The organism is Rhodopseudomonas sp. NSM (assembly GCF_052445935.1).
In the GTDB taxonomy this organism is placed as follows: domain Bacteria; phylum Pseudomonadota; class Alphaproteobacteria; order Rhizobiales; family Xanthobacteraceae; genus Rhodopseudomonas.
In genome coordinates, this window is the sequence record NZ_JBQTCH010000006.1 from 279,965 (window position 1) to 302,175 (window position 22,211).

The window sequence follows — 22,211 nt, forward strand, 5'->3', positions numbered from 1 at the left end:
CCCCTTGGCAAAAAGCGTATCGGATTCGTCCTCGCTGATGTCCCGCCGCAAGCTCGATCGCGACAGCCCGCCCCGGCCCGAGACCCAACCCGAGACCCAGGTCGTCGTCGCCTTCGACGACAACCGCGCCGCCTCGGCGCTGGTCGGGCCGTATGGCCAGAACCTCGCCCAGATCGAGCGACGGCTCGCCGTGGTGGTGGATTCGCGCGGCAACCACATCACCATCGCGGGCTCGCGCGAGGGCTGCGACGCCGCCCGGCGGGTGCTGGAGGCGCTGTATGCCCAGGCGGTGGCGGGCAGCGATCTCAGCCAGGGCGACGTCGAGGGCGCGATCCGCGCGGTGATCGCGCAGGGCTCGCTGTTCGAGTTCGACAGCAAATCGACCGCCGGCGCGTTCGAGGCGATCAATCTGCGCAAGCGCCCGGTGCGGGCGCGCACCGCGGCGCAGGATTCCTACATCCGGGCGCTGAAGCGGCACGAGCTGGTGTTCGGCGTCGGCCCGGCCGGCACCGGCAAGACCTGGCTCGCGGTCGCCCATGCGGCGCAATTGTTCGAGCGCAAGGAGGTCGACAAGATCATCCTGACCCGCCCCGCGGTCGAAGCCGGCGAGCGGCTCGGCTTCCTGCCGGGCGATTTGCGCGAGAAGGTCGACCCGTATCTGCGGCCGATCTACGACGCGCTGTACGATCTGATGGATTCGCGGATCGTCGAGCGCGCGCTGCAGACCAACGAGATCGAGATCGCGCCGCTCGCCTTCATGCGCGGCCGCACTTTGACCAATGCCGCGATCATCCTCGACGAGGCGCAGAACACCACCTCGATGCAGATGAAAATGTTTCTCACCCGGCTCGGCGAGAACTCGCGGATGATCGTCACCGGCGACCCGAGCCAGGTCGACCTGCCGAACGGCCAGACCTCGGGATTGTCCGAGGCGGTGAAGCTGCTGGCCGGCGTCGAGGGCATCGCCCAGGTCAAATTCACCGCCGAGGACGTCATCCGCCACGAGCTGGTGGCGCGGATCGTCGCCGCCTATGAGGGGATCCCGCCGAAGCCGACGGGCGGCGCAGGCTGATGTCACAATCCAGTTTTGCGAGTCGTGCCGATTGCATCGGGGCGGCTCGGGGCAGTAATTTAGGACCGATGAGTAGTTCCGCCAATCCCGCCACCGAGGTCGTGATCGCCGCCGATTGCTGGCGGTGCGAGGCCTCCGCCGAAGCGATCGTGCTGCGCGCGATCGAAGCCGCCGCCGCGATGGTCGACGCCGACACCGGCGCGGCCGAGCTCGCGGTGATGCTGACCGACGACGACGGCATCCGCGCGCTCAACGCCTCGTATCGCGGCCAGGACAAGCCGACCAATGTGCTGTCGTTTCCGGCGCCGCAGCCGGACTATCAGGACGCCTCCCAGGGCGCGGACGTCGCGCCGAAACTGCTCGGCGACATCGCGATCGCGTACCAGACGGTGCGCCGCGAGGCCGACGACGAGAGCAAGCCGTTCGATCATCATCTCAGCCATCTGGCGGTCCACGGCTTCCTGCATCTGGTCGGCTACGACCACGAGACCGACGCCGACGCCGAGACGATGGAAGGCGCCGAGCGCCGCATTCTCGCCGGCCTCGGCATTCCGGACCCCTATGCCGATCAGGATCGGGTGAGCTGACATGCCGGACGGCGACAGAGCGCAGAGCGCAACCCAGCCATCGGAGCAGGACTTACCCCGCGCCCAGCAATTGCCGGCGGTGGTGCATCAGGGCGAGGTGCTGCGGCCGGTCGGCGCCGCCTGGCTGGTCCGCGCCATCCGCTCGCTGTTCGGCTGGAAGCCGGGCTCGGTGCGCGACGATCTGCAGGTGGTGCTCGACACCAGCCCGGCGGACGACACCGGCTTCACCGCGCTCGAGCGCACCATGCTGCGCAACATTCTCGGGCTGCACGAGCGCCGCATCGCCGACGTCATGGTGCACCGCGCCGACATCGTCGCGATCAAGCAGGACATCGCGCTGGGCGAACTGATGAGTCTGTTCCAGGGCGCGGCGCATTCGCGCCTGGTGGTCTATGACGAGACGCTCGACGACCCGGTCGGGCTGGTGCACATCCGCGATCTCGTCGCGTTCATGACCGCAAGGGCCAAGGTCGCGCCGGAGACCGTCGCCAAGCGCAAGAAGGCGCTGCCGGCCGGGCTCGATCTGCGCGCGATCGATCTGAAGATGCCGCTGACCGAGACCGGCATCATCCGCAAGCTGCTGTACGTGCCGCCGTCGATGCGCGCGATCGATCTGCTGGCGCAGATGCAGGCGGCCCGCATCCATCTCGCGCTGGTGGTCGATGAATACGGCGGCACCGACGGGCTGGTCTCGATCGAGGACATCGTCGAACAGATCGTCGGCGAGATCGACGACGAGCACGACAGCGCCGAGCCGCCCTCGATCGTGCAGCAGGCCGACGGCTCGTTCGTTGCGGACGCCCGCACCAGCCTCGAGGATGCGCGCGAGATGATCGGCAACGGCTTCGTCACCGGCGAGGCCGGCGAGGACGTCGAGACGCTCGGCGGCTATCTGGTCAATCATGTCGGCCGGCTGCCGGTGCGCGGCGAAGTGATTTCCGGCCCCGGCAATTACGAGATCGAGGTGCTCGATGCCGACCCGCGCCGCGTCAAGCGGCTGCGCATCGGCATCCGCAAGGAACGCCCCGTCGTGCGGCCGCGCGAGACTCGCCGCCGCGACCAGGCCGCCGATCAGACCGCCCCTCCGCCCGCCGAACCGACCAGTCCGAATCCCTCGCCGCCCGGCGACTGAGCGAGCACCACGTGACATTGCCAATCCTGTTGAGCCGAGCCGCATCGAGCATCATCCTCGCATGGGGCTGGAAGCGCGCCGCCATCGCCGTGCTCGCCGGCGCGCTGTCGTCGCTGGCGATGGCGCCGTTCAACGCCTGGCCGATCCTGTTCGTCACGTTCCCGATCGTGGTGTGGCTGATCGACGGCTCCGGGGCCGGCCGATGGCGCGGCGTGCCGGCGGCCGCGATGGCCGGCTGGTGGTTCGGTTTCGGTTACTTCGTGCCGGGGCTGTACTGGATCGGCTACGCGTTTCTGGTCGATGCCCAGACCTTCGCCTGGCTGCTGCCGGTCGCGATCGCCGGACTGCCGGCGTATCTGGCGCTGTTCACGGCGCTCGGCTTCGCGCTGGCGCGGCTGCTGTGGCGGCCCGACGCGATGCGCGTGCTGGCGCTCGCCGTCAGCCTCACCATTGGCGAGTGGCTGCGCGGCCATGTGCTGACCGGCTTTCCGTGGAACGCGTTCGGCTATGCGCTGACCGAGCCGCTGGCGCTGGCGCAGAGCATCTCGCTGGTGGGGCTGTGGGGGCTGACCTTCGTGGCGGTCGCGGTGTTCGCCAGCCCGGCCGTGCTGTTCGACGATCGCGCCGACACCCGCCGGCGCTGGCTCGCGCCCGCCGCCGCACTCGGCGTGCTGATCGCGATGGCGGCGTATGGCGGCATCCGGCTGCAGCTCACGCCGACCCGCCTGGTCGACCACGTCCGGCTGCGGATCATGCAGCCCGACGTGCAGCAGGACCAGCGCTTCAACTACTCCGCCAAGGCCGAGGTGATGCAGAAATACCTCACTTTGTCGGACCGCGCGACCGGCCCCGGCGCGACAGGCGTGCGTGACGTCAACCTGCTGATCTGGCCGGAATCGGCGTTTCCGTTCTTCCTCGCGCGCGAAGCCGACGCGATGGCGCAGATCGCCGAACTGTTGCCAAAAGGCACCATTTTACTCACCGGATCGGTTCGACCGCCTGATATGCCGCCGGGCCGCCGTATTACCCGGGCCTACAATTCGATCTATGCGATCGATCACGACGGATCAATTCTGAATGTCTACGACAAGCTTCATCTGGTGCCGTTCGGCGAATTCTTGCCGTTTCAGAACTTCATGGAGAAAATCGGTTTCGTGCAACTCACCAAGGTGCAGGGTGGTTTCCTGCCCGGCGTGAAGCGGCAGACTCTCGATCTGCCGAACGCGCCGCCGCTACTGCCGCTGATTTGCTACGAGGCGATATTCCCCGACGAGATCGAGATTCGCGGCCAGCGCCCCGGATGGATGCTGAATCTCACTAATGACGGCTGGTTCGGCGTTTCCACCGGTCCGTATCAACATCTGCAGCAGGCGCGGATGCGCGCGGTGGAGCAAGGGCTGCCGCTGGTGCGCGCCGCAAATACGGGTATCTCGGCGGTGATCGATCCGGTGGGCCGGATCGTCGGACGGCTCGGTCTCGGCGTCGAAGGTGTGCTCGACGCGACACTGCCGCAACCGATCCCGCCCACTGTCTATGCGAGAGTCGGCGAACTTCCTGCTGCTGTTATGGTTGCGCTTTCGCTGATGCTTGTACTATTACGAAGGCGACCATCACCCCGGTGATAGTACGCAGCGCAGCCGCGCAACCAGAGATTAAGCTGGATAAAATGCGCACGTGCGTGAATTGCGTTTCCCCGATGGCGTCTATTAACGCCGGCATCCGAAGACATTTGACGGCTCCGATATTTCAGGCGTATTCCAACCCGCGATCGCTTTCGCTTTCCGTTTGCGACTGCATGTGCCTCGAGGAGTAAGTGAGATGTCGACCAAAGCGCCCAATCCTGTTGACAAATACGTCGGCAGCCGTGTGCGCATGCGCCGCATCATGCTCGGCATGAGCCAGGAAAAGCTCGGCGAAGCATTGGGCCTGACCTTCCAGCAAGTGCAGAAATACGAGAAGGGCACCAACCGCGTCGGCGCCAGCCGTATCCAGCAGATCTCGGAAGTTCTTCAAGTGCCGGTGTCGTTTCTGTTCGAGGGCGGTCCCAGCGGCGGCCTCGCCAATGGCAGCGGTTTCAGCGAAGCGCCGTCGCCGTCCTATGTTTCCGATTTTCTCGCGACCTCCGAAGGCCTGGCGTTGACCCGCGCTTTCACCAGGATCGGCGACGCCAAGCTTCGCCGCAGCATCGTCGATCTGGTCGAACAGATCGCCGCGCGCGAGCCGGCCGAGTCTCGCTGATCTTAGCAATTGATTAACCGCCGCGATCCGCGCGCTGAACTAATTCAGTGCCGCGGATCGCGGCGATTGCGTTTTATGGGGTTGAACTAATTCCGGCTCTGCACGTAAAGCTGGCCCGCCCGTGATCATTATTGATCGTCGCGTTCAGCCGACGACGCGTCGCGTGTGCATCCCTCAAACGGCGTTCATCGACATGAATGAATCGGTACATCCTCAGGGCTCGTTCTTCGGGCGGCGCAAGGGCCACAAGCTTCGCGCGCATCAGGCCGATCTGGTGGGCAATCTGCTGCCGCGTCTTTCGCTCGACATCGCCGCGCCCGCGCCGGTGTCGCTGGTCGAACTGTTCGGGCCGCCGGTCGAGGCGGTGCGGCTGGAGATCGGGTTCGGCGGCGGCGAGCATCTGGTCGCCGAGGCGCTGGCGCATCCACAGACCGGATTCATCGGCGCCGAGCCCTATGTCAACGGCATGGCCAAGATCCTGGCCCGGATCGAGCACGACGACATCCGCAACATCCGCCTGTTCGCCGGCGATGCGGCGGCGCTGATGGCCTGGGTTCCGCCGCGCTCGCTGGCGCGGATCGATCTGATTCATCCGGATCCGTGGCCGAAGCGGCGGCACTGGAAGCGGCGCTTCGTGCAGGATGCGATGGTCGGCGCGATGGCGCGGGCGCTCGCCGAGGGCGGCGAATTCCGCTTCGTCAGCGACATCGACAGCTACAATGCGTGGACGCTGGCGCATCTGCTGCGCGCGCCGGCATTCGACTGGTGCGCCGAGCGCGCCGACGACTGGCGCAAGCCGTGGCCCAACTACACGATGACGCGCTACGGCCGCAAAGCCGAACGCGAAGGCCGCCGCGCCGCCTATCTGCGGTTCCGCAGGCTCGCTACCTGATACGCGACCGCCGCCCCCAAAACGAGTCGTCCCCGCGCAGGCGGGGACCCATAACCGCTGGCTTCCGGAGTGGAGCAAGGCCTCTGCGACGCGGCTTCAAATCGAGATGCTGATCGAGCTTATTCGATCGGGCTATCGTCACCCTCCCCCTCCAGGGGAGGGTGATGCGCGTCGCGGCCGCGAACTTTCATCTGCGACCGCCCGGGCCTGCGCGGCGACGACATGCTGATAGGCAAAACTTGAACGGCCGTCCGCCGTCCCGGCGCGGTTCCATGGTGGGGGCGGGCCGCCTCCCGCGGCCCTTGCCGGTCGGCCGGAAAACCGCTATATCATCGCCACTCAGAAATTCTCATACGACCGCGTATCGAGAGTGGGCCCCCCGGGACCCGCTCTTTTTTATTACCCGATCGTATCATTGTGACCCGAAACGCATCGCCCGGACCGAAATCTCCGGATTGCCGCTGACAGCCATCGGAAGGCCGCTGAGACTGCCCCAACCTGACCGCCAAAATTCGATCGACCCGGATATGACCGATCCTATCGCCAGTTCCGTCGCCCCCGATTTGCTGGACGAGCCGCGCCTGGTGGTCGAGCCCGGCGTCGCTGCGCGGTTCGGCGCGGTCGCCGAGCCGGTGCTGCAGGCGATGGGCTATCGGCTGGTGCGGATCAAGGTCTCGGGCGAGTCCGGCTGCACCGTGCAGATCATGGCCGAGCGGCCCGACGGCACCATGCTGATCGAGGATTGCGAGGCGGTGTCCAAGGCGCTGTCGCCGGTGCTCGACGTCACCGACCCGATCGAGAAGGCCTACCGGCTGGAGATTTCGTCGCCGGGGATCGACCGTCCGCTGGTGCGGCGCTCGGATTTCGCCCGCTACAGCGGCCATCTGGTCAAGATCGAGATGGCGGTGCCGCATCAGGGCCGCAAGCGCTATCGCGGTCTGCTCGACGGCGTCGAGGGCGACGCGATCCGGATCCAGCGCGAGGGCGTCAAGGACGAAGACCCGCTGGTGCTGCTGCCGATGCACGACATCGGCGACGCAAGGCTGGTGCTGACCGACGAATTGATTGCCGAATCGATGCGCCGCGGCAAGCAGGCCGAACGCGAGCTGAAGCAGAGCCTCGGGCTCGCGCCGCCGCCGCCGCCGCACGCCAAGCGCAGCGATCCGAAGAAGAGCAACGCGCCGAAACCCAAGCCGAAGCCGCCGGTCGCGCCGGTCGCCAAGCCGAAGCCGAAGAACACCAAGCAACATCGCCTCGCCGCCGACAGGTCGCGGCGTGGCGACACCGACCTGTCCGAGGGAGACTGACCATGGCCGTCAGCGCCAACAAGCTTGAATTGCTGCAGATCGCCGACGCGGTGGCGCGGGAGAAATCGATCGACCGCGGCATCGTGATCGCCGCGATGGAAGACGCGATCGCGAAAGCGGCGCGCGCCCGCTACGGCTCGGAGACCGACGTCCACGCCGAGATCGACGCCAAGAAGGGCGAGCTGCGGCTGTCGCGCCACATGCTGGTGGTCGACCAGGTCGAGAACGCCGCCAACCAGATCTCGCTGAAGGACGCGCAGCGCGCCAATCCCGGCGCGCAGGTCGGCGACACCATCGCCGACACCCTGCCGCCGCTGGAATACGGCCGCATCGCCGCGCAGTCGGCCAAGCAGGTGATCGTCCAGAAGGTGCGCGAGGCCGAGCGCGACCGGCAATACATGGAGTTCAAGGACCGCATCGGCGACGTCGTCAACGGCGTCGTCAAGCGCGTCGAATACGGCAGCGTGATCGTCGATCTCGGCCGCGGCGAGGCGATCGTCCGCCGCGACGAGATGCTGCCGCGCGAGTCGTTCCGCAACGGCGACCGCGTCCGCGCCTACATCTTCGACGTCCGCCGCGAAACCCGCGGCCCGCAGATCTTCCTGTCGCGTACCCATCCGCAGTTCATGGCCAAGCTGTTCCAGCAGGAAGTGCCGGAAATCTACGACGGCATCGTCGAGATCAAGGCGGTCGCCCGCGATCCGGGCTCGCGCGCCAAGATCGGCGTGGTGTCGCGGGATTCGTCGGTCGATCCGGTCGGCGCCTGCGTCGGCATGCGCGGTTCGCGCGTCCAGGCGGTGGTCAACGAGCTGCAGGGCGAGAAGATCGACATCATCCCGTGGTCGCCGGACATCGCCACCTTCGTGGTCAACGCGCTGGCGCCGGCCGAAGTCTCGAAGGTCGTGATCGACGAAGATCGCGAGCGCATCGAGGTTGTCGTTCCCGACACCAATAACCAATTATCCCTTGCGATCGGCCGTCGCGGCCAGAACGTTCGTCTGGCCTCGCAGCTCACCGGCTGGGACATCGACATCCTGACCGAGACCGAGGAATCCGAGCGCCGCCAGGCCGATTTCGAGAACTCGACCCGGGTGTTCATGGAAGCGCTGAACGTCGACGAAGTGGTCGGCCAGCTGCTCGCCTCCGAAGGTTTCACCTCGGTCGAGGAACTGGCGCTGGTCGATATCCGCGAACTGGCCTCGATCGAAGGTTTCGACGAGGAAACCGCGACCGAGCTGCAGGCTCGCGCCAGCGAATATCTCGATCGGGTGGAGACGGAAATGGAAGCGCGACGGCTGGAACTCGGCGTCGAGGACGCCCTCAAGGACGTTCCCGGCGTCACCTCGAAGATCCTGGTCAAGCTCGGCGAGGGCGACGTCAAGACGGTCGAGGATCTGGCCGGCTGCGCCACCGACGATCTGGTCGGCTGGACCGAGCGCAAGGAAGGCGCCGAGCCGGTGAAGTTCGCCGGCATTCTCGACGGCGTCGAGGGCGTGACGCGCGACGAGGCCGAAGACATGATCATGCAGGCCCGCGTCAAGGCCGGCTGGATCACCGAGGAAGAACTCGCCAAGAACGGCAAGGGCGAGGACGCCGGAGCGGAAATCGAAGCGGAGGCGGAGTAGCCGCCGTGGCTTCGCGATCCGAACCAACGCGTTTCGAGACATGAAAGGCCGATCGACCGAATGCTCGCTGCCGCCGATGCTGCAGATCTCGACGACGGACCGCGGACCAAAAAGTCCGCGACCGAGCGGATGTGCGCGGTCACGCGGCAGGTCCGGCCGACCGACGAGCTGATCCGCTTCGTGGTCGCGCCCACCGGCGAGGTGGTGGCGGACCTGAAGCGCAAGCTGCCCGGCCGCGGTCTCTGGGTCACCGGGTCGCGGGCGATGGTCGAGCAGGCGGTCCGCCGCAGGGTGTTCGCCCGGGGTTTCAAGCGCGACGTCAAGGTCGCCCCGACGCTGGCGGCCGACATCGAGCGGCTGCTGGTGCAATCGGTCTGCGACGCGCTGGCGATCGCCGCCAAGGCCCGTCAGGTGGTGTCGGGTTTCGGCAAGGTCGGCTCGGCGCTGAAGGCCGGCGAGGCGGTGGCGATGCTGCATGCCGCCGACGGCGCGGCCGACGGAATCCGCAAGCTCGGCGCGCTTTCCCGGCAAATTGACGGCAATGCGACCGGCTCGCGGGAATTTCCCGTCATTACGGTGCTCAATTCCGAAGAATTGGATTTGGCATTGGGGCGGTCAAATGTGATACATGCTGCCCTGCTTGCGGGCCCGGCCGGACGAACATTCCTGTCGCGCTGCCAGATCCTGGTCCGATACCGGCTGGCGGACGACGGCAATGGCACTGCGGTGATTGCAGGACCGCCGATCAAAACGCCGAACGACGCTGCTGACGACAGCCCCGCTGACGCCAACGCCGCTGACGAAGACGCTGCTGACGAAGACGCTGCTGATGAAGTCTGTGCGAACGCGCACAACGTTGAGAGATTGGGACGACTGAATGGTTGATACGAAAACTCCTGGCGACAAGACTCTGTCGATGCCGTCCAAGACCTTGACGCTCAAGCCGCGCGTCGAGCAGGGCGTCGTGCGCCAGAGCTTCAGCCACGGCCGTAGCAAGCAGGTGGTGGTCGAGAAGCGCGGCAAGCGGCGCATCGGCGGCGACGGCGCGCCCGAGCCGGCAGCGCCCGAAGTCGCCAAGAAGCCCGCGCCCGCGCCGGCCCCGCCGTCGCCCCGGCAGCAGCCCCGCCCGTCGCCGCAGCAGCAGGCGCGCAGCGGCATGGTGCTCAGGACCCTGACCGAGGACGAGCGCAGCGCGCGCGCCACCGCGCTCGCCGACGCCCGCGTCCGCGAGGTCGAGGAACGCCGTCTGGCCGAGATCGAGGCGCAGCGCCGCGCCGCGCAGGAAGTCGTCGACAAGGCCGAGCGCGAAGCCGCCGAGGCCCGCCGCAAGGCCGAGGAAGAGCGTCACCGCAACGAGGAAGAGACCAAGCGCAAGGCCGAAACCGAGGCCAAGAAGCGCTTCGGCGAGACCGAGCCCGCCGCGCGGAAGCCGGCAGACGGCGGCCGCCCGGCCGCTGGCGCCACCGCTGCGCCGCGCGCGCCCGTGACCACGACGACCACGCGCCCGCCGGCCGTCGCCGCCGAAGCCGGTGACGACGACGAGGCTCCGCGGATGGTTCGCCGCGGTCCCGGCGGCGGCCCCGCCCGTCCGGCGCCCCCGCCGAAGCAGCCGGCCGCCAAGCCCGGCGCGTCGAAGCAGCGCGGCCGCCTGACGCTGGTCACCGCGCTCACCGCCGACGACGTCCGCGAGCGTTCGATCGCGTCGTTCCGCCGCCGCACCCAGCGCCTCAAGGGCCACGCCTCGAACGAGCCGAAAGAGAAGCTGGTGCGCGAAGTCATCGTCCCCGAAGCCATTTCCATCCAGGAACTCGCCAACCGCATGTCGGAGCGGGCGGTGGATGTGATCCGGCTGCTGATGAAGCAGGGCGCGATGCACAAGATCAACGACGTGATCGACGCCGACACCGCGCAACTGATCGCCGAAGAACTCGGCCACACCGTCAAGCGCGTCGCCGCGTCGGACGTTGAAGAAGGCCTGTTCGACGTCGTCGACAATTCCACCGACACCGAGCCGCGTTCGCCGGTGGTGACCGTGATGGGCCACGTCGACCACGGCAAGACCTCGCTGCTCGACGCGCTGCGCCACGCCAATGTGGTGTCGGGCGAAGCCGGCGGCATCACCCAGCATATCGGCGCCTATCAGGTGACCTCGCCGGAGAGCGGCAAGAAGATCACCTTCATCGACACCCCGGGCCACGCCGCGTTCACCGCGATGCGCGCCCGCGGCGCCAAGGTCACCGACATCGTCATCCTGGTGGTGGCGGCCGACGACGGCGTGATGCCGCAGACCATCGAGGCGATCAATCACGCCAAGGCGGCGAACGTTCCGATCATCGTGGCGATCAACAAGATCGACAAACCGGACGCCAAGCCGGAGCGCGTGCGCACCGAACTGCTGCAATACAACGTCCAGGTCGAATCGCTCGGCGGCGACGTCGTCGACGTCGAGGTCTCGGCCAAGAACAAGACCAATCTCGACAAGTTGCTCGAGATGATCGCACTGCAGGCCGAACTGCTCGACCTCAAGACCAACGAGCAGCGCCCGGCCGAAGGCACCGTGATCGAGGCCAAGCTCGATCGCGGCCGCGGTCCGGTCGCCACCGTGCTGGTCCAGCGCGGCACCCTCAAGGTCGGCGACATCATCGTCGCCGGCGCCGAGATGGGCCGCGTCCGTGCGCTGATTTCCGATCAGGGCGACACCGTGGACTCCGCCGGTCCCTCGGTCCCGGTCGAAGTGCTCGGCTTCAACGGCCCGCCCGAGGCCGGCGATCGTCTCGCCGTGGTCGAGAACGAAGCCCGCGCCCGCCAGGTCACCAGCTATCGTGCGCATCAGAAGCGCGAGAAGGCCGCCTCCATCGTGGGCATGCGCGGCTCGCTCGAGCAGATGATGAGCCAGCTCAAGACCACCGGCCGCAAGGACTTCCCGCTGATCGTCAAGGCGGACGTGCAGGGCTCGCTCGAAGCGATCCTCGGCTCGCTGGAGAAGCTCGGCACCGACGAGGTCGCCGCGCGCATCCTGCACGCCGGCGTCGGCGGCATTTCGGAGAGCGACGTCACGCTGGCCGAAGGCTTCAGCGCCGTCATCCTCGGCTTCTCGGTCCGCGCCAACAAGGAAGCGGCCGCCGCCGCCAAGCGCAACGGCATCGAGATCCGCTACTACAACATCATCTACGACCTCGTGGACGATATTAAGAAGGCGATGAGCGGCCTGCTCGCGCCGACCCTGCGCGAGACCATGCTCGGCAACGCGCAGATCCTGGAGATCTTCAACATCTCCAAGGTCGGCAAGGTCGCCGGTTGCCGCGTCACCGACGGCACCGTCGAGCGCGGCGCCAATGTCCGGCTGATCCGCGACAACGTCGTGGTGCACGAGGGCAAGCTGTCGACCCTGAAGCGCTTCAAGGACGAAGTGAAGGAAGTGCAGTCGGGTCAGGAATGCGGCATGGCGTTCGAGAACTACACCGACATGCGCGCCGGCGACGTGATCGAGTGCTACCGCGTCGAAACCATCCAGCGCTCGCTGTAAGTCCAAGTCTTACAGTCGAGCCGAGGATCTAAGCAGAAGACCGTCATGGCCGGGCTTGTCCCGGCCATCCACGGCTTCCTTTTCCGTATCAAAGGCGTGGATGCCCGCGACAAGCGCGGGCATGACGACAGTTTTGAGAGACGATCATGCCGCGCAATCAGAAACCCACCGGCCAGGGCGCCTCGCCGCGCAAGCTTCGCGTCGGCGAGCTGGTGCGCCACGCGGTGGCCGACATTCTCAGCCAGGGCGGCGTGCACAATCCGGTGCTGGAAACCCGTCTGATCACCGTGCCCGAAGTGCGGATGTCGCCCGACCTCAAGCTCGCCACCGTCTATGTGATGCCGCTCGGCGGCAAGGACGAGAAGCTGGTGCTCGAGGCGCTCGAGCAGAACAAGCGCTTCCTGCGCGGCGAGGTCGCCCGCCGCGTCAACCTCAAATTCGCCCCCGACCTCCGCTTCCGCATCGACGAGCGCTTCGCCGAAGCCGAGCGGATCGAAAAGCTGCTCCGCACGCCCGCGGTGCAGAAAGACCTCGAACACGATTCGGACCAGGACTGATGACGATGACCACCCCCGCCGCCACGCTCGCTCCGCACGATGCGCAGCTCGACGGCGCCGACGACGCCTCCTCGGCGCAGGCCCGCAAGCCGCGCGACAACAACGACCCGCGCAACAATGCCCGAGGCAAGGACGGCGGCGGCGGCAACAAGCAGCCGCGCCGCGACAAGCGCGACGTCCACGGCTGGGTGGTGCTCGACAAGCCGATCGGCATGACCTCGACCCATGCGGTCGCGGTGGTGAAGCGGCTGTTCTCGGCCAAGCGCGCCGGCCACGCCGGCACGCTCGATCCGCTCGCCTCCGGCGGGCTGCCGATCGCGATGGGCGAGGCCACCAAGACGGTGCCGTTCGTGATGGACGGCCGCAAGCGCTACCGCTTCACCGTGGCGTGGGGCGAGGAGCGCGACACCGACGATACCGAAGGCAAGGTGACGCAGACCAGCGAGATCCGCCCGACGCCCGAGGCGATCCGGGCGCTGCTGCCGCGCTTCACCGGCCTGATCGAGCAGACCCCGCCGCAATATTCCGCCATCAAGATCGCCGGCGAGCGCGCCTACGACATGGCGCGCGACGGCGAAATCGTGCCGCTGGTTCCCCGGCCGGTCGAGATTCACGAATTAACCCTTGTCGAACATGATGATAGCGGAAAATCGGTGTTCGAGGCCGAATGCGGCAAGGGAACCTATGTGCGGGCTCTGGCACGCGACATGGGGCGGCTGCTCGGCTGCTACGGCCATATCTGCGCGCTGCGCCGGACCCTGGTCGGGCCGTTCGACGAGGCGGACATGATTCCGCTGGAACAGTTGCAGGCTTTGTGCGATAGAGCCGCGTCTGGCGAGGGCAGCCTCGCCGACGCGCTTTTGCCCGTTGAGACCGCGCTGGACGACATCCCGGCACTGGCCGTCACACGGGCTGATGCGGCAAGGCTCCATCGGGGCCAAGCCGTTTTGTTGCGCGGACGGGATGCGCCCAATACTAGCGGCACAGTCTATGTGACGGTGGCAGGCCGGCTTCTGGCCCTCGCCGAGCTCGGCAATGGCGAACTCATCCCCAAGCGCGTGTTCAACCTCTCCGGACTGACCGCCAGTTCGAACGCTAAGGAAAGTATCTGACGATGTCGATTACCGCAGAACGCAAAGCGGAAGTCATCCAGGGCAATGCCAACAAGGCCGGCGATACCGGTTCGCCCGAGGTCCAGGTCGCGATCCTGTCGGAACGCATCGCCAACCTCACCGCGCATTTCAAGACCCACACCAAGGACAATCACTCGCGTCGCGGGCTGTTGAAGCTGGTGTCGACGCGCCGTTCACTTCTCGACTACGTCAAGAAGAAGGACGAGGCGCGTTACAAGGCGCTGCTCGAAAAGCACGGCATCCGTCGCTGATCGAAGCTGCGTCCGCCGGGCGAGGCACGAAAGCGGATCGCCGCTTCCACCCGCCGCGTCCGGCCGAACCGTCCACACAGGCGCTCTGAGTTCGCCTGTGTGTTTGCTCAGCCGCATCCGGCGGCTGGGCCGTCAACGGGCCACCGAGCCCGCCCCGTGGGCCGACGACCGCGAAGGTCGCGCGCCCGCACCCGGGAGGACTGAACGCCATTTTCCACCTCGAGACCATGGCAGGATCGCCGGACGCTGCTCGCACCTTCGGGTCGCCAGCGTCCCGCAATCTTGCGCATGGTCTTTTGGTATCTGGCGTCCGGTCGTCGCGGAAAACGATGAAAGAGACACCCGATGTTCAATAAGCATTCCGTCGAAATCGATTGGGGTGGGCGTCCCCTCAAGCTCGAGACCGGCAAGGTCGCGCGCCAGGCCGACGGCGCCGTCGTCGCCACCTATGGCGAGACCATCGTGCTCGCCACCGTGGTCGCCGCCAAGTCGCCGCGCGAAGGCGTCGACTTCCTGCCGTTGACCGTGGACTACCAGGAAAAGACCTACGCGGCCGGCCGCATCCCCGGCGGTTACTTCAAGCGTGAGGGTCGCCCGACCGAGAAGGAGACGCTGGTCTCCCGCCTGATCGACCGCCCGATCCGTCCGCTGTTCGCCGACGGCTGGCGCAACGAGACGCAGGTGATCATCACCGTGCTGTCGCACGACATGGAGAACGATCCGGACATTCTGGCGATGGTCGCCGCCTCGGCGGCGCTGACGCTGTCCGGCGCGCCGTTCAAGGGTCCGATCGGCGCCGCCCGCGTCGGCTTCATCAACGACGAATACGTGCTCAACCCGGTGCTCGACGAGATGCCCGAGACCCAGCTCGAGCTGGTCGTCGCCGGCACCGCCGACGCGGTGCTGATGGTCGAGTCCGAAGCCAAGGAGCTGTCGGAAGAGATCATGCTCGGCGCGGTGATGTTCGGTCACCGTCACTTCCAGCCGGTGATCGACGCGATCATCGAGCTCGCCGAGAAGGCCGCCAAGGAGCCGCGCGAACTCGTCGTCATCGACGATTCGGCGATCGAGAAGGAAATGCTCGGCCTGGTCGAGCAGGAGCTGCGCGCCGCCTACGCGATCCCGGTCAAGCAGGAGCGCTACGCCGCGGTCGGCAAGGTCAAGGAAAAGGCGATCGCGCACTTCTTCCCGGAAGGCGAAGAGCCGAAATACGACAAGCAGCGCATCGGCGGCGTGTTCAAGGAGCTCGAGGCCAAGATCGTTCGCTGGAACATCCTCGACACCGGCAAGCGCATCGACGGCCGTGACTCGAAGACCGTCCGCAGCATCATCGCCGAAGCCGGCGTGCTGCCGCGCGCCCACGGTTCGGCGCTGTTCACCCGCGGCGAGACCCAGGCGCTGGTGGTCACCACGCTCGGCACCGGCGAAGACGAGCAGTACGTCGATTCGCTGGCAGGTACGTACAAGGAGACGTTCCTGCTGCACTACAACTTCCCTCCCTATTCGGTCGGCGAGACCGGTCGCCTCGGTGGTACCAAGCGCCGCGAGATCGGCCACGGCAAGCTGGCGTGGCGCGCGATCCGTCCGGTGCTGCCGCCGCATCACGAGTTCCCCTACACCATCCGCGTCGTCTCCGAGATCACCGAGTCGAACGGCTCGTCCTCGATGGCGTCGGTGTGCGGCGCCTCGCTGGCGCTGATGGATGCCGGCGTGCCGCTGAAGCGGCCGACCGCGGGCATCGCGATGGGCCTGATCCTGGAAGGCGAGCGCTTCGCGGTGCTCAGCGATATTCTGGGCGACGAGGATCATCTCGGCGACATGGACTTCAAGGTGGCCGGCACCGAGCAGGGCATCACCTCGCTGCAGATGGACATCAAGATCGCCGGCATCACCGAAGAGATCATGAAGGTGGCGCTCGGCCAGGCCAAGGACGGCCGCATCCACATCCTGGGTGAGATGTCCAAGGCGCTCGACCGCGCCCGCGCCGAGCTCGGCGAACACGCGCCGCGCATCGAGACCTTCAAGATCCCGACCGACAAGATCCGTGAAGTGATCGGCACCGGCGGCAAAGTGATCCGCGAGATCGTCGAGAAGACCGGCGCCAAGGTCAACATCGAGGACGACGGCACCGTCAAGGTCGCCTCGTCGGATGGTGAGTCGATCAAGGCTGCTATCAAGTGGATCAAGTCGATCGCTTCCGATCCGGAAGTCGGCGAGATCTACGAAGGCACCGTCGTCAAGGTGATGGAGTTCGGCGCCTTCGTGAACTTCTTCGGCGCCAAGGACGGCCTGGTGCATATCAGCCAGCTCGCTTCCGGCCGGGTGCAGAAGACCTCCGACGTCGTCAAGGAAGGCGACAAGGTCAAGGTCAAGCTGCTCGGCTTCGACGATCGCGGCAAGACCCGGCTGTCGATGCGCGTGGTCGATCAGGAGACCGGCGAAGACCTCGAGGCCAAGCAGAAGGCCGAAGGCGAAGCCCCGGCCCAGGCCGCCGGCGAGTAGTCCGCGGATCGGGAGCCGGCTCTGGGTCGACCAGAACCCTCCCTGCGCGAACTGCGGCCCGAATGGGCAATATGACCGATGGATGATCAGGGGCGGCCGCGCAGGCTGCCCCTTTTCGTTGCACGCGGGCCGTCGCCGTCGGCCGGCCGGCTGCGCACTGTGTCCGTCTCGACACGATCACCGCGCCGCCCACTGTTCCTTGACGCTCGGGCGTCGAGCCGGCCTTGCGGGGCGGGGCGTCTGCCCCGATACTCGCCGGACGCACCTCGCGAGATCATTCCGTCATGCGCCGTTGGACTGCCAGGCTCGCCACGGTCGCGATCGCGACGCTGCTCTCGCATGGTGCGTTCGCGCAGCGCGCGGTGCTGATCGGCGAGAACGACACGGTCGCCGATACCGATCGGGACTACACGTCCGGCTTCCGGCTCTCTTTCGTGTTCGACAATTTCTCGCGCGATCTGCTCGCCGGGCAGATGTTCGATCTGGTCCGCCCTGCGCTGGTGACTTATGGCGCGCCGGGCGGCTCGGTGAAGCAGCAGTTCGAATGGATCGCGCTGGCGCAGAACATCTACACGCCGGATCGCGACACCAGGGGCGTCTACACGCCGGGCGTCGACCGTCCGTTCGGCGGCTGGCTCTATACCGGCTTCAGCGTCGCGCAGGAGACTGATCGCCGTCAGCTCGATTCGTTCGAGGTTCAGGTCGGCGCCGTCGGCGGGCGCGCGTCGCTGGCGGAGGCGGTGCAGTCGAGCTTCCACAGCCTGCTCAATCAGGCCAAGCCCGTCATCAACGGCTACGAACTCCGCAACGAGCCAGGCGTGCTGGTGGCGTGGGACCGGCGCTGGAAGTTCGGCACCGAATTCGGCAACGGCTTCGGCGCCGACATCATCCCGTCGGTCGGACTGACCGCCGGCAACGTTTTCACCTATGGCGAAGCCGGCGCGATCGTCCGGTTCGGCCGCGCGCTGTCGACCACCTGGGGGCCGACGCTGATTCGCCCCGGCGTGACCGGCGCGAATTTCGTCAGCCCGGATCCCGCCGCGCCGTTCTGGGGCTTCTCGCTGTTCGGCGGCGTGCAGGCGCGCGGCGTCGCGCGCAACATCTTCCTCGACGGCAACACCTTCAGCAGCGGCCTGCACGTCACCCGCGAATCCTTCGTCTATGATCTCGTCGCCGGCGCCGAGGTTTTCAATCAGGCCGGCTTCCTGGCCTCGCTGAGCTGGGTCCGTCGGTCGCGCGAATACACCACGCAGACCCGGTCCTATTCGGATTACGGCTCGCTGACGCTCGCCTATCATTTCTGAGGCCGGCGGCTCCGGCGTCACCGCTCGGGGCAGGGTGCGGAAGGGGACGCGGCGTACCGCGCCTCGTGCGGTCAAGCAGGACATCGCCACGCGCTGCGCTACTCCGCCGCAGCGAAGTCGCAGTTCCGTCAGAAACTGCGGTCCCCGGCGGGCGTAGATGACGTGCACGCCCTGAAGCCGAACTGGAGGAAACCATGACCATGCTGTCCCGTCGCCATCTGATGATGGCCGCTACCGGATTCGCCGCTGCCGCCATGGCGGCGCCGCGCGGGGCGTTCGCGCAGGCCGCCGCCGCGCCGGCCGGTCCGTTCACGCTGCCGCCGCTGCCCTATCCGGCCGCGGCGCTGGAGCCGCATATCGACGCGAAGACCATGGAGATCCACCACGGCAAGCATCACCAGGGCTACGTCAGCAACATGAACGGCTTCGCCAAGGACCACCCGAAGCTCGCGCAGATGCCGGTGCCGGAGGTGCTCGGCAATCTCGGCAGCGTTCCGGAGGCGATCCGCACCGGCGTGCGCAACAATCTCGGCGGCCACGCCAATCACACCATGTTCTGGCAGATCATGGGCCCGAACGGCGGCAAGCCGTCCGGCGAGGTGCTGGCCGCGATCGATCGCGACCTCGGCGGCATGGAGAAGTTCAAGACCGATTTCAACGCCGCCGGCGGCAAGCAGTTCGGCTCCGGCTGGGTCTTCGTCACGGTGACCAACGACGGCAAGCTGGCGATCGAGGCGCGACCGAATCAGGACACGCCGCTGATGGACGGCAAGCGCGTGCTGCTCGGCAACGACGTCTGGGAGCACGCTTACTATCTCAACTACCAGAACCGCCGCGCCGATTATCTCAAGGCGTGGTGGAATACGGTGAACTGGAGCAAGGTCGGCGAGCGTTACGCCGCCGCCAGGGCCGGCACGCTCGGCGTCTGAGCGCGGACGCGGATCGGAGGCGGCATTCCGGGCGCGTTGCACGAACCGGAATGTCGCCCGGCTTGTTCTGCAGAGCGATCGCGTCGCCGCGCCGGCGCCTCTTTGCACCTCCCTGTACATCCCTGAGTTGAACGGTCGACCGGCGCGACGACGCGCGGAATGGCGATCACTTCCTCGTCGAATCGGTGATGCAGAAATTGAGCAGCCGTCCATTTTCAGGGCTAGGCGATCGTTAAGTCATCATTGCGATAGTACCGACGCGAGTCGGAATGACTCGTGCCTGCCCGCCGCTCGACGGTTCGTCGGCTGCTCTCTCACAAAGGCCCCTTCATGTTCTCCTTGTTCAAGCGCGCCGGCAATGCCGCGTCCTCCGCCGCGGTTCTGGACGCGCTCAATCGCTCCCAGGCGATGATCGAGTTCAGTCTCGACGGGGTCGTGCTGAATGCGAACGAGAACTTTCTCGCGGCGCTCGGCTACGCGCTCGACGAGATCAAGGGCAAGCATCACAGCATGTTCGTCGATCCGCAGGAGATCGGCGGCGACGCCTATCGCCGGTTCTGGGCCGATCTGAAATCCGGTCACTATCAGAGCGGCGAGTTCAAGCGCGTCGCCAAGGGCGGCCGCGACATCTGGATCCAGGCCTCGTACAATCCCGTGCTGGACAAGGACGGCGAGCCGGTCTGCGTGGTGAAGTATGCGACCGACATCACACCCGCCAAGCGGCGCGCGCTGGAAGACGCCGGCAAGATCGCGGCGATCGGCCGCGCCCAGGCGGTGATCGAATTCGCGCTCGACGGCACCATCCTCGATGCCAATGCGGGGTTTCTCGGCGCGTTGGGCTACACGCTGGACGAAATCAGGGGCAAGCATCATTCGATGTTCGTCACGCCGGCGGAGCGCGGCAGCGCGGCCTATCGCGAGTTCTGGACGGAGCTTGCCGCCGGCAAGTATCAGGCCGCGGAGTACAAGCGGATCGGCAAGGGCGGCCGCGAGGTCTGGATTCTCGCGTCCTACAATCCGATCCTCGACGAATCCGGCCGGCCGTTCAAGGTGGTCAAATTCGCCACCGACGTCACCGCGCAGAAGCTCGCGACCGCCGACCTCGCCGGCCAGATCGCCGCGATCGGCAAGTCGCAGGCGGTGATCGAGTTCGCGATCGACGGCACCGTCCTGGTCGCCAACGACAATTTTCTGCAGGCGCTGGGCTACACGCTGGCCGAGATCAAGGGCAGGCATCATTCGATGTTCGTCGCGCCCGCCGAGCGCGACAGCGACGCCTATCGCAGATTCTGGGCCGAGCTCGCCGCCGGCAAGTATCAGGCCGCGGAGTACAAGCGGATCGGCAAGGGCGGCCGCGAGGTCTGGATCCAGGCGTCCTACAATCCGATCCTTGATCTCAACGGCAAGCCGTTCAAGGTGGTGAAATACGCCACCGACACCACCCGGCAGGTGCTGGTCCGGCTCGGCAACGAGCGGGTGCGCGGGATGATGGAATCGGTCGCCGCCGGCGCCGAGGAGCTGAACGCGTCGGTGCGCGAAATCTCCGAGGCGATGACCAAGTCGCGCGAGACGGCGCTGTCCGCGGTCGGCGAGGTCGACGCCGCCGACGGCCAGGCCAACCGGCTCAACGAGGCCGCGCAGGCGATGACCGGGATCGTCGAACTGATCGGCCACATCACCGGGCAGATCAATCTCTTGGCGCTCAACGCGACGATCGAATCGGCGCGCGCCGGCGAGGCCGGGCGCGGCTTCGCGGTGGTCGCCTCGGAGGTCAAGAATCTCGCCAATCAGGCCAAGCAGGCCACCGACAAGATCGGCGCCGAGATCGAGAATCTGAACGGCATTTCGGGCGACGTGGTCGGCGCGCTCGGCAAGATCAAGAGTGCGATCCAGAACGTCAGCGAATACGTCACCTCGACGGCCGCCGCGGTCGAAGAACAGAGCACGGTGACCGGCGAGATGTCGTCGAGCATGCAGCGCGCCGCCGCCGAAGCCGCCGCAATGGCGGCGGGCGGCTGAGCGCAGGGGCGTCGCGCTCGCCGAATTGCGATCAGGCCGCCGGCTGCGCCGCCGCTGCCGGCGCCCCGCCGACGCCTTCCTTCACCACGTCGCCGAGCGCTTCGAAGTCCTGGCGGCGCGGCGAGGTCTTGCGGAACGCCAGTCCGATGGTGCGGCCGGGCTGCGGCCGGCGCAGCCGCAGGAACTTCACCCTTGTGTCGCGGCGTTCGATCTCGGCGGCGATCTGCGGGATCAGCGTCAGGCCGTAGCCGGCGGCGACCATCTGGATCACCGTGGTGAGGCTGGAGGCGCCGAAGGTGGTGGTGCTGGTGCCGCCGATGGCGATCGCGCGGTTGCGCGCGGTTGCGCAGAACGCCAGCGCCTGGTCGCGCAGGCAGTGGCCGTCCTCGAGCAGGATCAGCCGCGACTGGTCGATCTCGTCGACCGCCACCGTCGCGGTTTCCGGCCGCGGATCGTCGGCCGGCACCGCCAGCAGGAATTCGTCGTCGAACAGCGCGATCGTATCGAGCTCGCGGTTGCCGGCGGGCAGCGCCAGCAGCGCGGCGTCGAGCGCGCCGCTGCCGACCTCGGTGACCAGTTGCCGGGTCTGGCTCTCGCGCAGCTCCAGCCGCAGCTCCGGGTAGCGCTGCTGCAGCAGCGGCAGCAGCTTCGGCAGCAGATACGGCGCCAGCGACGGAATCACCCCCAGCGTCAGCCGGCCGGTCAGCGGCCGGGTACGGTGGCGGGCGAAATCCACCAGATCGCGCGACGCCGTCAGCAGGTCCTCGCCGCGGCGGGCGATTTCCCGGCCGATCTCGGTCAGGAACACCTCGCCGGGCCGGCGTTCCACCACCTTGACGCCGAGCGTGCGTTCCAGATCGGCGATCTGCATCGACAGCGCCGGCTGGGTCACGGCGCAGGATTCCGCCGCCCGGCCGAAATGGCCGAAGCGGGCGAGGGCGGACAAATAGCGGAGCTGACGGAGCGTCACCATGTCGATCAGATAATCTGATCGAGATGCAAAATCAATTCGACTGGACCTGATCGTAGAACTGATCCAGTCTGTGCCTGCCGGGCGACGCTGATTCAGCGGCCAGCCAACGGCCAACACAACAGCATCACCCCAGGAAGAGATGCCGCGGACGGCCCCCCGCGTCC

Annotated in this window: 18 protein-coding genes; 17 read left to right on the forward strand and 1 reads right to left on the reverse strand. The window is 66.9% G+C overall.

The window, feature by feature from the left end; all coding sequences use genetic code 11:
* Nucleotides 1–4: 4 nt before the first annotated feature.
* From ACTZWT_RS17165 to ACTZWT_RS17245, 17 genes are all read left to right on the forward strand, one after another.
* Complete coding sequence (locus tag ACTZWT_RS17165) at nucleotides 5–1,072, forward strand: PhoH family protein (RefSeq protein WP_444770880.1); 1,068 nt, start codon at nucleotides 5–7, stop codon at nucleotides 1,070–1,072.
* 68 nt (nucleotides 1,073–1,140) lie between these two features.
* Nucleotides 1,141–1,659 (forward strand): rRNA maturation RNase YbeY, encoded by a 519-nt coding sequence (gene ybeY / locus ACTZWT_RS17170; RefSeq protein WP_444770881.1) that lies wholly within the window; start codon nucleotides 1,141–1,143, stop codon nucleotides 1,657–1,659.
* Between the two features lies 1 nt (nucleotide 1,660).
* Nucleotides 1,661–2,791, forward strand: coding sequence for a hemolysin family protein (locus ACTZWT_RS17175; protein ID WP_444770882.1), 1,131 nt, complete (start codon nucleotides 1,661–1,663; stop codon nucleotides 2,789–2,791).
* Nucleotides 2,792–2,802: 11 nt separating this feature from the next.
* The gene (lnt, locus tag ACTZWT_RS17180; RefSeq protein WP_444770883.1) at nucleotides 2,803–4,413 is read left to right on the forward strand and encodes an apolipoprotein N-acyltransferase; all 1,611 of its coding nucleotides are present in this window, start codon (nucleotides 2,803–2,805) and stop codon (nucleotides 4,411–4,413) included.
* Nucleotides 4,414–4,609: 196 nt separating this feature from the next.
* Nucleotides 4,610–5,029 carry a helix-turn-helix domain-containing protein gene (locus ACTZWT_RS17185; protein WP_444770884.1) on the forward strand — a complete coding sequence of 140 codons (420 nt, stop codon included), beginning with the start codon at nucleotides 4,610–4,612 and terminating at the stop codon, nucleotides 5,027–5,029.
* 193 nt (nucleotides 5,030–5,222) lie between these two features.
* The gene (locus ACTZWT_RS17190; protein WP_444770885.1) at nucleotides 5,223–5,921 is read left to right on the forward strand and encodes a tRNA (guanine(46)-N(7))-methyltransferase TrmB; all 699 of its coding nucleotides are present in this window, start codon (nucleotides 5,223–5,225) and stop codon (nucleotides 5,919–5,921) included.
* Between the two features lie 527 nt (nucleotides 5,922–6,448).
* Nucleotides 6,449–7,228, forward strand: coding sequence for a ribosome maturation factor RimP (rimP, locus tag ACTZWT_RS17195; RefSeq protein ID WP_444770886.1), 780 nt, complete (start codon nucleotides 6,449–6,451; stop codon nucleotides 7,226–7,228).
* Between the two features lie 2 nt (nucleotides 7,229–7,230).
* Nucleotides 7,231–8,853, forward strand: a complete 1,623-nt coding sequence (nusA, locus tag ACTZWT_RS17200; protein ID WP_444770887.1) for a transcription termination factor NusA — start codon at nucleotides 7,231–7,233, stop codon at nucleotides 8,851–8,853.
* A gap of 60 nt (nucleotides 8,854–8,913) precedes the next feature.
* Nucleotides 8,914–9,738, forward strand: a complete 825-nt coding sequence (locus tag ACTZWT_RS17205; RefSeq protein ID WP_444770888.1) for an RNA-binding protein — start codon at nucleotides 8,914–8,916, stop codon at nucleotides 9,736–9,738.
* The gene (gene infB, locus ACTZWT_RS17210) at nucleotides 9,731–12,379 is read left to right on the forward strand and encodes a translation initiation factor IF-2 (protein ID WP_444770889.1); all 2,649 of its coding nucleotides are present in this window, start codon (nucleotides 9,731–9,733) and stop codon (nucleotides 12,377–12,379) included. Before ACTZWT_RS17205 ends, infB begins: the two co-directional genes overlap by 8 nt.
* A 146-nt stretch (nucleotides 12,380–12,525) precedes the next feature.
* Nucleotides 12,526–12,936 (forward strand): 30S ribosome-binding factor RbfA, encoded by a 411-nt coding sequence (gene rbfA, locus ACTZWT_RS17215; protein ID WP_444770890.1) that lies wholly within the window; start codon nucleotides 12,526–12,528, stop codon nucleotides 12,934–12,936.
* Complete coding sequence (truB, locus tag ACTZWT_RS17220) at nucleotides 12,936–14,048, forward strand: tRNA pseudouridine(55) synthase TruB (RefSeq protein WP_444770891.1); 1,113 nt, start codon at nucleotides 12,936–12,938, stop codon at nucleotides 14,046–14,048. The genes rbfA and truB overlap by 1 nt, the downstream gene beginning before the upstream one ends.
* Before the next feature lie 2 nt (nucleotides 14,049–14,050).
* Nucleotides 14,051–14,320 (forward strand): 30S ribosomal protein S15, encoded by a 270-nt coding sequence (gene rpsO / locus ACTZWT_RS17225; RefSeq protein WP_322514780.1) that lies wholly within the window; start codon nucleotides 14,051–14,053, stop codon nucleotides 14,318–14,320.
* A 345-nt stretch (nucleotides 14,321–14,665) separates the two neighbouring features.
* On the forward strand, nucleotides 14,666–16,822 hold the full coding sequence (gene pnp, locus ACTZWT_RS17230; protein ID WP_444770892.1) for a polyribonucleotide nucleotidyltransferase: 2,157 nt from the start codon (nucleotides 14,666–14,668) through the stop codon (nucleotides 16,820–16,822).
* A 284-nt stretch (nucleotides 16,823–17,106) separates the two neighbouring features.
* Nucleotides 17,107–18,126 (forward strand): lipid A deacylase LpxR family protein, encoded by a 1,020-nt coding sequence (locus tag ACTZWT_RS17235; protein WP_444770893.1) that lies wholly within the window; start codon nucleotides 17,107–17,109, stop codon nucleotides 18,124–18,126.
* Between the two features lie 194 nt (nucleotides 18,127–18,320).
* Nucleotides 18,321–19,055, forward strand: a complete 735-nt coding sequence (locus ACTZWT_RS17240) for a superoxide dismutase (protein WP_444770894.1) — start codon at nucleotides 18,321–18,323, stop codon at nucleotides 19,053–19,055.
* 330 nt (nucleotides 19,056–19,385) lie between these two features.
* A complete protein-coding gene (locus ACTZWT_RS17245) occupies nucleotides 19,386–21,074 on the forward strand; it encodes a methyl-accepting chemotaxis protein (RefSeq protein WP_444770895.1) in 1,689 nt (562 codons plus the stop codon).
* Between the two features lie 31 nt (nucleotides 21,075–21,105).
* Here ACTZWT_RS17245 and ACTZWT_RS17250 read toward each other — a convergent pair whose 3' ends face one another.
* Entirely contained in the window at nucleotides 21,106–22,047 is a 942-nt protein-coding gene (locus ACTZWT_RS17250) for a LysR substrate-binding domain-containing protein (protein ID WP_444770896.1), read from the reverse strand.
* Between the last annotated feature and the right edge of the window lie 164 nt (nucleotides 22,048–22,211).

What these genes read in the sequence shown, in the direction of transcription:
- ybeY (WP_444770881.1), top strand. Translation starts at nt 1,141, where the DNA reads ATGAGTAGTTCCGCCAATCCCGCCACCGAGGTCGTGATCGCCGCCGAT.
- ACTZWT_RS17175 (WP_444770882.1), top strand. Translation starts at nt 1,661, where the DNA reads ATGCCGGACGGCGACAGAGCGCAGAGCGCAACCCAGCCATCGGAGCAG.
- ACTZWT_RS17185 (WP_444770884.1), top strand. Translation starts at nt 4,610, where the DNA reads ATGTCGACCAAAGCGCCCAATCCTGTTGACAAATACGTCGGCAGCCGT.
- ACTZWT_RS17190 (WP_444770885.1), top strand. Translation starts at nt 5,223, where the DNA reads ATGAATGAATCGGTACATCCTCAGGGCTCGTTCTTCGGGCGGCGCAAG.
- rimP (WP_444770886.1), top strand. Translation starts at nt 6,449, where the DNA reads ATGACCGATCCTATCGCCAGTTCCGTCGCCCCCGATTTGCTGGACGAG.
- nusA (WP_444770887.1), top strand. Translation starts at nt 7,231, where the DNA reads ATGGCCGTCAGCGCCAACAAGCTTGAATTGCTGCAGATCGCCGACGCG.
- ACTZWT_RS17205 (WP_444770888.1), top strand. Translation starts at nt 8,914, where the DNA reads ATGCTCGCTGCCGCCGATGCTGCAGATCTCGACGACGGACCGCGGACC.
- infB (WP_444770889.1), top strand. Translation starts at nt 9,731, where the DNA reads ATGGTTGATACGAAAACTCCTGGCGACAAGACTCTGTCGATGCCGTCC.
- rbfA (WP_444770890.1), top strand. Translation starts at nt 12,526, where the DNA reads ATGCCGCGCAATCAGAAACCCACCGGCCAGGGCGCCTCGCCGCGCAAG.
- truB (WP_444770891.1), top strand. Translation starts at nt 12,936, where the DNA reads ATGACGATGACCACCCCCGCCGCCACGCTCGCTCCGCACGATGCGCAG.
- rpsO (WP_322514780.1), top strand. Translation starts at nt 14,051, where the DNA reads ATGTCGATTACCGCAGAACGCAAAGCGGAAGTCATCCAGGGCAATGCC.
- pnp (WP_444770892.1), top strand. Translation starts at nt 14,666, where the DNA reads ATGTTCAATAAGCATTCCGTCGAAATCGATTGGGGTGGGCGTCCCCTC.
- ACTZWT_RS17235 (WP_444770893.1), top strand. Translation starts at nt 17,107, where the DNA reads ATGCGCCGTTGGACTGCCAGGCTCGCCACGGTCGCGATCGCGACGCTG.
- ACTZWT_RS17240 (WP_444770894.1), top strand. Translation starts at nt 18,321, where the DNA reads ATGACCATGCTGTCCCGTCGCCATCTGATGATGGCCGCTACCGGATTC.
- ACTZWT_RS17245 (WP_444770895.1), top strand. Translation starts at nt 19,386, where the DNA reads ATGTTCTCCTTGTTCAAGCGCGCCGGCAATGCCGCGTCCTCCGCCGCG.
- ACTZWT_RS17250 (WP_444770896.1), bottom strand. Translation starts at nt 22,047, where the DNA reads ATGGTGACGCTCCGTCAGCTCCGCTATTTGTCCGCCCTCGCCCGCTTC.